The following is a 12,819-nucleotide window of genomic DNA, read 5'->3' as shown; positions in this document are numbered from 1 at the left end:
ACCCGCGAAGAGGCCGGTCCTGCTGGCCAATTTCCACCCGCCGTTCCCCGTCGCTGCCGCCACCGTATTCGCGGGTAAACCCGCACCTCAAGGTGGCCGTGTAAACCTACGAAAAACGGGGCATGCCATTACTGGCATGCCCCGTTTTCATACAGCTGATGCGACTCAGGCGACCTTGACGATCCAGCCTGCCGGTGCCTCTACATCGCCGCTCTGGATACCGGTCAGCTCGTTGTAGAGCTTCTGGGTAACCGGGCCGACCTTTTCCAGGTCGTGGAACACGTGCAGCTTGCCGTTGTACTCGATGCCGCCGATCGGGGTGATCACGGCTGCGGTACCGCAGGCACCAGCTTCGACGAAACGGTCCAGTTTGCTGATCTCGACATCGCCTTCGATCACGGTCAGGCCCAGACGCGATTGCGCCAGTTCCATCAGCGAGAGGCGGGTGATGCCTGGCAGTACCGAGGCCGATTTCGGGGTGACGAACTCGTTGTTGGCGGTGATGCCGAAGAAGTTGGCCGAACCGACTTCCTCGATCTTGGTGTGGGTCAGCGGGTCGAGGTAGATGGCATCGGCGAAGTTGGCCTTCTTCGCTTCAGCGCCCGGCTGCAGACTGGCAGCGTAGTTGCCACCGACCTTGGCCGCGCCGGTGCCCTGTGGGGCAGCACGGTCGAAGCTGGAAATCTGGAAGCTGTGCGGCTTCATGCCACCCTTGAAGTACGAACCAACCGGGATGGCGAACACCGAGAAGATGAACTCGGGGGCGGTGCGCACGCCAATGTTGTCGCCGGTGCCGATCACGAACGGGCGCAGGTACAGGGCGCCTTTGCCGTGCGGTGGCACGAACGTTTCATTGGCCTTGACCACTTGCTTGCACGCTTCGATGAACACATCGGTCGGCACGTGCGGCATCAGCAGGCGTGCGCAGCTGCGCTGCATGCGGGCAGCGTTCTGGTCCGGGCGGAACAGGTTGATCGAGCCGTCCTTGCAACGGTAGGCCTTCAGGCCTTCGAAGCACTGCTGGCCATAGTGCAAGGCCGTGGAGCCTTCACTGATGTGCAGTACGTTGTCTTCGGTCAGGGTGCCCTTGTCCCACTCGCCATTGCGCCATACGGACAGGTAGCGTTTGTCGGTCTTGATGTAGTCGAAACCCAGCTTGTCCCAATTAATGCTTTCGTTGCTCATGACACCCTCATTGTCTTGCAAGTGCCCGATCGCTCGGGCTGCTGTTATATGCGCACCATGCCACCTTAATACATCCTTGGCGGATCGGGAACGGCCAGTCACGAATTGATAGGCTGCGATGCTTTTTTTTCGGTTTCTACAACCGCAAGTACTCATCCAGCGCCAGGTTTTCCAGCAATACCGCATCATGGGACGCCACTATCAGCGCCCCGCGAAACTGCCCAAGCATGCGTTCCAGGGCTGTCAGCGAAGGCAGGTCCAGGTGGTTGCCGGGTTCGTCCAGCAGCAACAGGTCGAGCGGCCGTTCGCGGTACAGCACGGCGGCCAGCGCCGCCTTCATACGCTCACCGCCGCTAAGCAGGCCACTGGGCAGTTCGATACGGGCCGCATCCAGGCCCAGTTGCGCCAGGCGGCTGCGCAATTTCCCCTGGGCCATCGTCGGGTTGGCTTGGCGTAGGTGTTCGAGCACGCTACGGTTGCCTGCCAGTGTGCTGCAGTGCTGGTCGAGCAGGGCGATCTCACCACTGAGGCGCACATTGTCGGGCGATGCCGGCAATTCCCCATTCAGCAGCCTGAGCAGGGTGGACTTGCCACTGCCATTGGTGCCGATCAGCCCTACGCGCTGGCCCAGGCACAAGCGCAGGTCAAGCGCTTTACGGGTGCCATGGGGCAAGCAAAGTGCCTGCAACGCCAACACTTCTCGGCCCGGATGACGCTGAGGTGTGGGCGTGTGCAAGGTAATAGCGCTGTTCGCGGGCGGCGTCACGCACTTTGCCCATAAGCGTTTGCCGAGCATCGCGATGCTCGCGGCGCTGCTTGCCGGCAGTGGCCTGGCTGCGCTCCTGCTTGCGGTCGACCAGAATCTTGGCCTGGTTGGCGTGCTTGGCTTGGCGCCCGGCCCGGGCCTGATGGCGCTCCAGGTCTTCGCGTTGGCGCTGCAGTTCACGGGCCTGTCGTTGCTGCGCCTGCTTCAGCCGGGCAAGTTGCTGCTGGGCCTGCGCCGTCTGGTTGGTTTTTTGCGCACTATAGAGGCTGTAGTTGCCACCATAGGCCTGCAAGCCCAGGCTGGATAGTTCGACAATGCGTGCCATGTGCGCCAGCAGGCTGCGGTCGTGGCTGATCACCAGCAAGCCACGGTCCCAGGCTTCGATCATGCTCAGCAACTGGGCGCGGGCGTTGCTGTCCAGGTGATTGCTTGGCTCGTCGAGGATCAGGTAATCGGCACCGCTGAGCCACGCGCCAATCAGTGCCACGCGCATGGCTTGGCCACCGCTCAGGGTCCGAGCGGGCTGGCGCCAGTCAAGTTGACCCAGGCCGTGGCCCTGAAGCTGCAGCTGCAATTGCTCGCGCATATCCCAGCGCTCGCCAACGGTGTCGAAATCCTGGGGCTCGATGCTGCCTTGCTCGATGCGCTCCAGCGCCGCAATCACCGGTCCCACTTGGGCCAGGTCGGCCAGCGTGGCGCTGCGCTCGATGACTTGCTGGTCCAGCAAATGGACAGGTCCGAGGCGCCGACAATGGCCGCTGCTCGGTTCACGCTGGCCGGCAAGAATCTGCCCTAGCAGGCTTTTGCCCACGCCATTGCGCCCGACCAGGCCGGTGCGGCGTTGGTCGAAGGTTTCGTTGAGGTTGCTAAACAGCGGCCTGCCATCAGGCAAGGCCAAGGAGACGCTGTCCAGCGTCAGAATCGACGTGTTCGTCATGCACAACTCCACAAATGCCGCGACATCTCCGGTACGAACCGGAGGCTGAAGACTGGCCGTCGAACAGACGGCGGCATCAATGGCGCATTGGACGAACACCTCGTAATTTAGAGACTGCGTAGCCTAACGGCCCTCTGGGGCCGGGTAAAGCACCGGCTGCCGGTTGGGGCTCAGCGCTGCGTCTGCAAGCGCTTGGCCCAGTCTCCGCCGTGGCCGTGCGCGCAGGCTTCTTCACTGTCGAATCGCACATGCCAGGCCGGATGGTCCAGCTCAATGCCGGCTTGCTCCAGCGCCAGGCCGGTAAGCGCCAGCATGCGCGCCTTCGCATCACCGACCACGGCCGCTGCCTTGTCGGCCTCTTGCTCGAATACCCAGGTGATACGCAGGCTGCTCGGAAAGTCCTCGGGGTCGAGGCGATGGGTAAGCCAACTGAAGCCGACAATTTCTGCCTTGGCGGCTTCGCAGGCATCGGTCAGGCACGCAACCAACTCCCGCTCCAGGCGGCTCATCTCGCGTTTGCCCAATGCCTTCACGGGTTGGCCTCGTCATTGATCTGCTGGCAAAAGCGCAGGCGGTTGCCGAACGGGTCCCATACCTGCATCTGCAGGCCCCAATCCAGGCGCTCGGCCTCGGGCCGGGCGAAACCGTACTGTTTACCCTGCAATTCACCCTCCAGCGCGCGCAGGTCGTCGAGGCGGGCGAACACGGTCGAGCCAGGGCAGGCATCGCCATGGTGCTCTGAAAGGTGCAGGATCAGGCCATCACGGTGGATCTGCATGTACAACGGCAAGTCCGGGCTGAAGCGGTGCTCCCAGTCCAGGCTGAAACCCAGGAAGTCGAGGTAGAACTCCTTGGCCTTGTCGATCGAGAATATGCGCAGTACAGGTATGGCGGGGGCGAGGGGCATGGTGCGTCCTTGACCGTGGATAAGGCGCCACTGTAGCGCACTTGCGCCCAGCGTTGTCGACCGGCCCCGCAGCAATGGTTGACCACCCGCCAGCCACTGCGTAGCCTTGCCACTTCGAGGTTCTTCGGCCTGGCCGAAGCTAAGACGGGAACGCGGTACAAGCCGCGGCTGCCCCCGCAACTGTAAGCACCGACAACGGATCGACACAGCCACTGCGCCAGCGCGCGGGAAGGCGTCATCCCGCCAGCCCGCCGTTCGACTGAACGGGGCATGGAACGGTGCAAGCCAGGAGACCTGCCTCGTCACGTTTTCGACTTTCAACCGGGCGGGGTGATCCGGTGGCGAACAAGCCCGGCCAGCCTGGCCTGCGGCTGTCGTCCTGCATGCCCGCGCCACACTGCCAAGGGCAATGCGACATGAAAACACTGGCCAAGCTCCCCGTCACCATCGTCACCGGCTTCCTCGGCTCGGGCAAGACCACCTTGCTGCGCCACATGCTCGACAACGCCCAGGGCCGCCGCATTGCGGTGATCGTCAACGAATTTGGTGAACTGGGCATCGATGGCGAAATCCTCAAGCAGTGCAGCATCGGTTGCACCGAGGAAGAAGCCAGCGGCCGCGTCTACGAGCTGGCCAACGGCTGCCTGTGCTGCACCGTGCAGGAAGAATTCTTCCCGGTGATGCGCGAGCTGGTGGCCCGCCGTGGCGACCTCGACCACATCCTCATCGAAACCAGCGGCCTGGCCCTGCCCAAGCCATTGGTACAAGCGTTCCAGTGGCCGGAAATCCGCAACGCCTGCACCGTCGATGCGGTCATCACCGTGGTCGACAGCCCGGCCGTGGCCGCTGGCACCTTTGCCGCCTACCCGGACCAGGTCGATGCCCAGCGCAAGCTCGACCCTAACCTGGATCATGAATCGCCCCTGCACGAGCTGTTCGCTGACCAGTTGGCCAGTGCCGACCTGGTGGTGTTGAACAAGGCTGACCTGATCGACGCCGAAGGCCTGGCCAAGGTGCGTGCCGAGGTGGCCGAAGAACTGCCGCCGGCGGTGAAAGTGATCGAGGCCAGCAGCGGCAAGCTGCCACTGGAGGTGCTGCTGGGCGTGGGTGCCGAGTCCGAGGCGCATATCGATGGCCGCCGAACCCACCACGATTCGCACCACGATGGCGACGATCATGACGATCATGACCACGACGCTTTCGACTCCATCTCCATTGACCTGCCTGAAGCCGACGAAAGCCTGCTGCTCGATGCATTGACCCAGCTGGTGGTGGAGTTCGGTATCCTGCGCGCCAAAGGCTTCGCCGCCATCCCGGGCAAGCCGATGCGCCTGCTGGTACAAGGCGTGGGCACCCGTTTCGACAAGCACTTCGACCGCGCCTGGCGCGCCGACGAGCCGCGCATCACCCGCCTGGTGCTGATTGGCCAGGACCTCGATGCCGCCCAGCTGGAAGCGCGCCTGCGCCAGGCGCTGGGCGCCTGACCCATGCACCTGCTGCGGACCCAGCCCGGTGGTTTCGTACCGGATGACAGCATTGCCGACCTCGGCCAGACACCCGCCGAGCTGGTGATTCTCTGCAGCGGCGATTCACACCTGGCATTGCTCGCCGACACCGCCGAGCAATTGCCCGAAGACTTTCCCAGCCTGCGCCTGGCCAACCCGATGCAGGTGCAGAACCATGCCTCGGTCGACCTGTATGTCGACCAGGTGCTGCGTCACGCCAAGGTCATCCTGGTGTCGCTGCACGGTGGCGTTGGCTACTGGCGCTACGGCGTCGAACAACTGGTCGAGCTGGCCGCCCGTGGCGTGCAGCTGATTCTGGTGCCGGGCGATGACCGCCCGGACCCGGAACTGACCAGCCTGGGCAACGTCCGCGGTGAGCAGGCCGAGCGGCTTTGGCATTACCTGCGCCAGGGCGGCAAGGCCAATGCCATTAACCTGTTCAACTGCCTGGCCAGCCAGTGGCTGGGCCGCGACTATGCCTGGGACGAGCCGCAGCCTTTGCCGCGCACCGCGGTATATCACCCCGCCAAGGGCAGCGCGACACTCGAGGACTGGTACCCGCACTGGCACCCCGAGCAGCCAGTGGCGCCGCTGCTGTTCTACCGTTCGCACCTGCAAGCGGCCAATACCGCGTTCATCGACGTATTCTGCCAGCGCCTGCAGGCTGCCGGCCTGAACCCGTTGCCGATCGCCGTGGCCAGCCTCAAGGAAAGCGCCTGCCTGGAACAGGTCGAAGCCTGGCTGGACGAGGTCGGCGCCGAAGTGCTGGTCAATACCACCGGTTTCGCCTTGTCCAGCCCCGAGCGCCCCAACCTGCGCCCGTTCCGCCGCGACATCCCGGTGCTTCAGGCCATCTGTGCGCAGGACAACCAGCCTGGCTGGGAGGCCAGCGAACAGGGCCTGGGCGCGCGCGACCTGGCCATGCACATTGCGTTGCCGGAGCTGGATGGGCGCATCATCACGCGCCCTGTCAGTTTCAAGGACATGGCCTGGCGCAGCGAGCGCAGCCAGTCCGACGTTGTCTGCTACCGCGCCCACCCCGAGCGCATGGACTTTGTCGCCGAGCTGGCCCGCCGCTGGGTCGAGCTGGCCCGCCTGCCCAATGCCCAGAAGCGTGTGGCCCTGGTGCTGGCCAACTACCCGACCCGCGATGGCCGCATTGGCAATGGCGTCGGCCTGGACACGCCCGCCGCCGCACTCAACATCCTCAAGGCGCTGCAGGCCGAAGGCTACCCGCTGGCCGAACTGCCGGGCAGCGGTACGCAACTGATCCAGCAGTTGCTCGGTGGGGTGACCAACGACCTCGACCACCTCGACCAGCGCCCCTGTGCCCAGAGCCTGAGCCTGGCCGATTACCAGCTGGCCTTCGAGCGCCTGCCGCAGGCCAACCGCCAGGCAGTGCTGGAACGCTGGGGGCCGCCCGAACAGGACCCGATGTACCGCAGCGGCCGGCTGATGGTTGCCGGCCTGCGCTTTGGTTTGACCTTCGTCGGTATCCAGCCGGCGCGGGGCTATCAGGTAGACCCCAGCGCGGTGTATCACGACCCTGACCTGGTGCCGCCGCACGGCTACCTGGCATTTCACTTCTGGCTGCGTCACGCATTTGCCGCCGATGCGGTGATCCACGTCGGCAAGCACGGCAACCTCGAATGGTTGCCCGGCAAAGGCGTCGGGCTGTCGGCGCAGTGCTGGCCGGACGCGCTGCTCGGGCCGCTGCCGAACATCTACCCGTTCATCGTCAACGACCCGGGCGAGGGCGCCCAGGCCAAGCGGCGCACCCAGGCGGTAATCATCGACCATCTGATGCCGCCGCTGACCCGTGCCGAAACCTATGGCCCGCTGCGCCACCTGGAACAACTGGCCGACGAGTTCTACGAAGCGCAGTTGCTCGACCCTCGGCGTGCCCGCGAGTTGCAGCGTGACATCCTCGAGCTGGTCAAGGCCAACCACATTGACCGTGAGTTGCAACTGGAAGGGCAACTGGACGATGCGGCGCTTTGGCTGCCGCGCCTGGATACCTACCTGTGCGACCTGAAGGAGTCGCAAATTCGCGATGGCTTGCACGTGTTTGGTCAGTCACCTGAAGGGCGGCTGCGCCTGGATACGCTGCTGGCGTTGTTGCGGGTCGAGCGTGGCGACGGCCGTGGCGGCAATGCCAGCCTGCTGCGGGCTTTGGCCAAAGCACTGGTGCCGGGCTGGGACCCGCTCGATTGCGACCTTGGGCAGCCGTGGCAGGGCATATGCCCTGAACAGCTGCAGGCCATGAGCAATGAACCCTGGCGCACCTGTGGCGATACCCGCGAGCGCCTTGAGCTGTTGGCACTGCAGGTGATTGGGCAGGCACTGGAGGGCACAGTACAGTTACCCGACCTGAGTGAGTGGCAACCGGTGCACGCTGTCGTGCAGGCCCTGTGTGAAGCGGTCGCACCCAGCCTGGACGCCTGCGGCACGGCTGAAATGCATGGCCTGCTGGCGGCACTGGCCGGGCGCTTCGTGCCCGCTGGCCCCAGTGGTGCGCCAAGCCGAGGGCGCCTCGATGTGCTGCCCACCGGCCGCAACTTCTATACCGTGGACGTGCGCAACCTGCCCACCACCACGGCCTGGCGCCTGGGCTTCGCCTCGGCCAGCCTGATCCTCGAACGCCATCTGCAGGACCACGGCGACCACTTGCGTCAGCTCGGCCTGTCGGTGTGGGGCACGGCGACCATGCGCACCGGCGGCGACGACATCGCGCAGGCCATGGCGCTGATGGGCGTGCGGCCTGTCTGGGCCACCGGCAGCCAACGGGTCGACGATTTCGAAATCTTGCCGCTGAGCCTTCTCGACCGCCCCAGGGTGGACGTGACCTTGCGTGTTTCCGGCTTCTTCCGCGATGCCTTCGGTAACCTGATCCGCCTGTTCGACGCCGCCGTGCAGGCAGTGGCCGCGCTGGACGAACCTGACGACCTCAACCCACTGGCTGCCCGTGTGCGCAGCGAGCGGGCAACGCTGCAGGCTCAAGGCATGGAGGCCGAGCAGGCCGCACGTCAGGCTGGCTGGCGGGTGTTCGGCGCCAAACCCGGGGCTTACGGTGCCGGGGTGCAGAACGCCATCGACGGGCGCTTGTGGCACAGCCGCGACGACCTGGCCGAGGTCTACCTCAACCACGGCGGCTATGCCTACGGTGGCAGCGACGACGGAACCCCGGCCCGCGCCCAGTTCGCCCAGCGCCTGGCCAAGGTGCAGGCGGTGCTGCAGAACCAGGACAACCACGAGCACGACCTGCTCGATTCCAACGATTACTACCAGTTCCAGGGCGGCATGCTGGCGGCCTCGGAAACCCTGTCCGGGGCGGTGGTGGCCAGCTACCATGGCGACCACAGCCAGGCCGACCGACCGCGCGTCCGTACCCTCAAGGAAGAGCTGAACCGGGTAATCCGTGCCCGTGCGCTCAACCCCAAGTGGATCGACGGGGTCAAGCGTCACGGCTACAAGGGTGCCTTCGAGATGGCAGCGACAGTCGACAACCTGTTCGCCTTCGACGCCACCACGCACCTGATCGACGATCATCATTACCAGGGGCTGGCCGATGCCTACGTGCTCGACCCGGCGACCCGCGATTTCATGCGCGAGCACAACCCCGAGGCCTTGCGCGACCTCACCGAGCGCCTGCTGGAGGCCCAGCAGCGCGGCTTGTGGCAGGCGCCGGGCGACTACCGCGAAGCCCTTGAGGAACAATTGCTCGACGGCGAGGAACAGGCTTGAAATGAGTGAACCCGTACAATTTCCGCTGGCGGCCGTGGTCGGTGCAGACGACCTCAAGCTGGCGCTGTGCCTGACCGCCATCGACCCCAGGATCGGTGGTGTGCTGATCGAAGGGCCGCGTGGCATGGCCAAGAGCACCCTGGCCCGTGGCCTGGCCGACCTGCTTGGCGAAGGCCCGTTCGTCACTTTGCCATTGGGCGCCAGTGAAGAGCGGTTGGTCGGCACCCTCGACCTGGATGCCGCGCTGGGGCAGGGCAAGGCGCAGTTTTCCCCGGGCGTGCTGGCCCAGGCCGACGGCGGTGTGCTGTATGTCGATGAGGTCAACCTGCTGCCCGACACCTTGGTCGATCTGTTGCTTGACGTGGCTGCCAGCGGCACAAACCGCGTCGAGCGTGACGGTATCTCGCACCGGCACAGCGCCCGCTTCGTACTGATCGGCACCATGAACCCGGAAGAGGGCGAGCTGCGCCCGCAGTTGCTCGACCGTTTCGGCCTGAACGTGGCGCTGGAGGGCTTACCGGAGCCCGAGGCCCGGCAGCAGATCATTCGCCGCCGCCTGGCCTTCGACAGTGACCCTCAGGCGTTCTGCGCACACTGGGCCCAGGCCCAGGCGCAGCTGCGCGAGCGCTGCCAGGCGGCGCGCCAGGCCTTGGCCGACATTGCCCTGGATGACCAGGCGCTGGCCTGGATTACCGAGCGCTGCTACGCCGCCGGCGTGGACGGCCTGCGCGCCGACCTGGTGTGGCTGCGCGCTGCGCGCGCCCACTGTGCCTGGCGCGGCGCTGCGGCTATCGAAGAAGTGGATGTCGAGGCGGTGGCCGAATTCGCCTTGCGCCATCGCCGCCGTATGACGCCCCAGGCCAACCCGCCGTCGGCGCCACCGCCGCCTGACCAGCAGCCTGGCGCCGGCAACCCGGGTGAACGGGGCGGGCAGGGCGACTGGGGGGCATTACCGGCGCAGCCGGTTGCCAGCGGCGCCCGCCGTGAGGTGCCGAACTGGGCAAAAAAGCCCTGAGCATCCCCCAGCCACCAGCCAAAGGGGCGGATGCCAGAGCGGGCATAGGCAAGCAGAACGGTACCCGCCGTGGCCCCGTGCATCATGCGGCGGTCGGCCGGGTGGCCTGGCTGCCGACCTTGCTCAAAGGGCGGCCGCGTCAGCGACAGGACCTGTGCTGGCAGCAGCGCAAGGGCAGGCCTGCAGAGTTGTGGCTGGTGATCGTCGATGCCTCGGCTTCAACCCGGCGTCATCAGGCGCTGGCGCAGACCAAAGGGTTGCTGGCGGCATTGTTCGACCAGGCCTATCGCCAGCGCGCCCGCTTGGCCCTGCTGACTGCCAGCGGGCGCACGCCACAGTGGCAGCGCCACGGGCTGAAAGCATCCGCTGCCTTGCAACCCTGGCTGCAGGCCTTGGGGGCCGGTGGGGGCACGCCGCTGATCGCCGCACTGGAGCAGGCGCGGCACTGGCTACAGGCGCGGCAGCGAGCCCACCCGCAAGAAGCCTTGCGTTGCCTGGTCTTCACCGACGGTCGCCTGCAGTACAGCAATATCGTGCAGCCGATGCCATGCGCCACGTTGTTGGTCGATATGGAGCTAGCGCCAGTGCGCCTGGGACGCGCGCAGCGTCTGGCAGAACAATTGCAGGCCGATTACCAGCATTTGCAACAATTCAAGGTGGTGGATTGAAAGGGCGGGTTGCGACACTATGTCGCAATCAGAAAAGTTGTCGCAACAGCAACAGAGAAGTTGCACAAGTGCGTGACAGTGCACGCACTTGTTGTGCCAGCCGATATTACTTTGGCATCGACCACGGTTGCAGGTCGTAACCCTTTTCACACAGTTCGGCGCGCACTTCTTCGATCAGGCTGGCCCATTGGGCCGGGTCGGAGTAGATGCGCGACGACACTTGCTTGGCGCCGATGCGGGTGCTGGTCCGGTCGATCACTGCCAGGCTCAGTTCACCAGTACCGTTGGGCGCATCCCAGGCTACGCACTGGAACGGTTCGAAGGCGTGGTCGGCAATCAGCAGTGCTTCGTTGACACGGAGCGGGGCATTCATGGTTCGGTCTCTCTATGGTCCCAAACATCGAAGTGAAGTCCGCGTTGCTTCAAAGTCGCCTCATGTATCGCGAAGTGCAGCGCGGGGTTGTGTGTACTGATGCTCGTTGTTAGTGGATAAGTCACACATTGGTTGTAAATTTTTTTCCAGGGGCGCCGCTGTTCTTGCCTGCGCCGCCTTGTGATGTCGATAAAGTGCGAAAATTCCCGTAGTGGTTTGTAAAAAAATGATTCGGCAGACAAACGGTACTGGGAACCGTCAACTTCGTTGCTACTGTTAAACGAGCGCCACAACTTGCTGTTTTACTTCAAAAAACCAAAAACTGGCGCCAAGGACCGGTCATGCAGCAGCCTGCCGCTCAACGCCGTTTGCTTATCGTCGACCCCTGCGACGATTGCCACCGTTTGTTACCTGGCCTGCGCAACGCAGGCTGGGATGTGGACAGCTGTCTGCTCGGGGCTGCGCTGGACCACACGTGCGATGTCGGGCTATTGCGCTTGCAGGCTTCGCACCTGAGGCACCCGGATGCGGTCAAGGACATGATCAAGCGCAGCAACACCGAATGGATTGCCGTGCTCAGCGCCGATCAGCTGCGCATGCCGGCGTTCGGCGATTTTGTGTGTGAATGGTTTTTCGACTTCCATACCCTGCCGTTCGACGTCTCCCGTGTGCAGGTAACCCTGGGCCGGGCCTTCGGCATGGCGCGCCTGCGCGGCAAGGGGGCTGTCAAGGTCGATGAGACGACCCATGAATTGCTCGGCGAAAGCCGGCCTATCCGCGAGTTGCGCAAGTTGCTGGGTAAACTGGCACCCACCGAATCGCCGGTGCTGATCCGCGGTGAGAGCGGCACCGGCAAAGAGCTGGTGGCGCGCACCCTGCACCGCCAGTCGCAACGCAGCGAGCAGCCGTTCATCGCTATCAACTGCGGGGCGATCCCCGAGCACTTGATCCAGTCCGAACTGTTCGGCCATGAGAAAGGCGCCTTTACCGGCGCCCACCAGCGCAAGGCCGGGCGTATCGAAGCGGCCGATGGCGGCACGTTGTTTCTTGATGAAATCGGCGACCTGCCGTTGGAGTTGCAGGCCAACTTGCTGCGTTTTTTGCAGGAGAAGCACATCGAGCGGGTGGGTGGCAGCCAGCCAATACCGGTGGATGTACGGGTGCTGGCGGCCACGCATGTGGACCTCGAGCGGGCCATTGAGCAAGGGCGTTTCCGCGAAGACCTGTATTACCGCCTGAACGTCTTGCAGGTGGTGACCGCGCCGTTGCGCGACCGGCATGGTGACCTGTCGATGCTGGCTAGCCATTTCGCCCATTTCTACAGCGTGGAAACCGGGCGTCGGCCGCGGTCGTTCAGCGACCATGCCCTGGCGGCGATGGGCCGGCATGACTGGCCGGGCAATGTGCGCGAGCTGGCCAACCGTGTGCGCCGCGGGCTGGTGCTGGCTGAAGGGCGGCAGATCGAGGCGCAGGACCTGGGGTTGCAGTTGCTCGACCCGGAACAACAGCCGCTGGGCACGCTGGAGGAATACAAGCACCGCGCCGAGCGGCAGGCGCTGTGCGATGTGCTCAACCGGCACAGCGACAACCTGAGCGTGGCGGCCAAGGTGCTGGGCGTTTCGCGGCCGACGTTCTACCGCTTGCTGCACAAGCACCAGATACGCTGAGCGCTGCTGAGGTACGCTTGCGCCGTTCTTTGAAGCCGCTCTTACACAAGCC

General features: G+C 64.6%; 9 protein-coding genes, 1 pseudogene and 1 riboswitch. Of the genes and pseudogenes, 5 read left to right on the top strand and 5 right to left on the bottom strand.

Translation table 11 applies throughout. The annotated features are described in order from the left end of the window. Positions 1-165: 165 nt before the first annotated feature. From ACF8GF_RS18985 to ACF8GF_RS18970, 4 genes and pseudogenes are all read right to left on the bottom strand, one after another. The gene (locus ACF8GF_RS18985) at positions 166-1,185 is read right to left on the bottom strand and encodes a branched-chain amino acid aminotransferase (protein ID WP_392488352.1); all 1,020 of its coding nucleotides are present in this window, start codon (positions 1,183-1,185) and stop codon (positions 166-168) included. A 136-nt stretch (positions 1,186-1,321) separates the two neighbouring features. Then, positions 1,322-2,888 (bottom strand): annotated as a pseudogene (locus tag ACF8GF_RS18980) (ATP-binding cassette domain-containing protein). Positions 2,889-3,058: 170 nt separating this feature from the next. Beyond that, entirely contained in the window at positions 3,059-3,421 is a 363-nt protein-coding gene (locus tag ACF8GF_RS18975) for a hypothetical protein (protein WP_392488351.1), read from the bottom strand. Beyond that, entirely contained in the window at positions 3,418-3,795 is a 378-nt protein-coding gene (locus tag ACF8GF_RS18970) for a glyoxalase superfamily protein (protein WP_176683344.1), read from the bottom strand. The genes ACF8GF_RS18975 and ACF8GF_RS18970 overlap by 4 nt, the downstream gene beginning before the upstream one ends. A gap of 100 nt (positions 3,796-3,895) precedes the next feature. Next, a riboswitch (cobalamin riboswitch) is annotated at positions 3,896-4,112 on the top strand. A gap of 99 nt (positions 4,113-4,211) precedes the next feature. Between ACF8GF_RS18970 and cobW the strand changes: the two genes are divergently transcribed. From cobW to ACF8GF_RS18950, 4 genes are all read left to right on the top strand, one after another. After that, positions 4,212-5,279 (top strand): cobalamin biosynthesis protein CobW, encoded by a 1,068-nt coding sequence (gene cobW / locus ACF8GF_RS18965; RefSeq protein ID WP_003247913.1) that lies wholly within the window; start codon positions 4,212-4,214, stop codon positions 5,277-5,279. Positions 5,280-5,282: 3 nt separating this feature from the next. Continuing rightward, entirely contained in the window at positions 5,283-9,044 is a 3,762-nt protein-coding gene (gene cobN, locus ACF8GF_RS18960; protein ID WP_392488350.1) for a cobaltochelatase subunit CobN, read from the top strand. Position 9,045: 1 nt separating this feature from the next. After that, on the top strand, positions 9,046-10,059 hold the full coding sequence (locus tag ACF8GF_RS18955) for an ATP-binding protein (RefSeq protein WP_176683346.1): 1,014 nt from the start codon (positions 9,046-9,048) through the stop codon (positions 10,057-10,059). A 77-nt stretch (positions 10,060-10,136) separates the two neighbouring features. After that, positions 10,137-10,727: a VWA domain-containing protein gene (locus ACF8GF_RS18950; RefSeq protein WP_176683347.1), complete on the top strand. Its 591-nt coding sequence runs from the start codon at positions 10,137-10,139 to the stop codon at positions 10,725-10,727. Positions 10,728-10,833: 106 nt separating this feature from the next. Here the strand turns inward: ACF8GF_RS18950 and ACF8GF_RS18945 are convergent, their stop codons facing one another. Continuing rightward, a complete protein-coding gene (locus tag ACF8GF_RS18945; protein ID WP_003247923.1) occupies positions 10,834-11,100 on the bottom strand; it encodes a hypothetical protein in 267 nt (88 codons plus the stop codon). A gap of 341 nt (positions 11,101-11,441) precedes the next feature. On the opposite strand from ACF8GF_RS18945, the gene ACF8GF_RS18940 reads away from it, so the two are divergent. After that, the gene (locus ACF8GF_RS18940; RefSeq protein WP_176683348.1) at positions 11,442-12,767 is read left to right on the top strand and encodes a sigma-54 dependent transcriptional regulator; all 1,326 of its coding nucleotides are present in this window, start codon (positions 11,442-11,444) and stop codon (positions 12,765-12,767) included. Positions 12,768-12,819 lie beyond the last annotated feature (52 nt).

The organism is Pseudomonas sp. yb_5, assembly GCF_043103865.1.
Taxonomy (GTDB): domain Bacteria; phylum Pseudomonadota; class Gammaproteobacteria; order Pseudomonadales; family Pseudomonadaceae; genus Aquipseudomonas; species Aquipseudomonas putida_Y.
The sequence above is the reverse complement of the archived record's forward strand: the minus strand, read 5'-3'. Positions and strand labels throughout refer to the sequence as shown.

Bases quoted from the DNA above. Each gene is read 5' to 3' on its own strand.
- ACF8GF_RS18985 (WP_392488352.1), bottom strand. From the start codon at position 1,185: ATGAGCAACGAAAGCATTAATTGGGACAAGCTGGGTTTCGACTACATC.
- ACF8GF_RS18970 (WP_176683344.1), bottom strand. From the start codon at position 3,795: ATGCCCCTCGCCCCCGCCATACCTGTACTGCGCATATTCTCGATCGAC.
- cobW (WP_003247913.1), top strand. From the start codon at position 4,212: ATGAAAACACTGGCCAAGCTCCCCGTCACCATCGTCACCGGCTTCCTC.
- cobN (WP_392488350.1), top strand. From the start codon at position 5,283: ATGCACCTGCTGCGGACCCAGCCCGGTGGTTTCGTACCGGATGACAGC.
- ACF8GF_RS18955 (WP_176683346.1), top strand. From the start codon at position 9,046: ATGAGTGAACCCGTACAATTTCCGCTGGCGGCCGTGGTCGGTGCAGAC.
- ACF8GF_RS18945 (WP_003247923.1), bottom strand. From the start codon at position 11,100: ATGAATGCCCCGCTCCGTGTCAACGAAGCACTGCTGATTGCCGACCAC.
- ACF8GF_RS18940 (WP_176683348.1), top strand. From the start codon at position 11,442: ATGCAGCAGCCTGCCGCTCAACGCCGTTTGCTTATCGTCGACCCCTGC.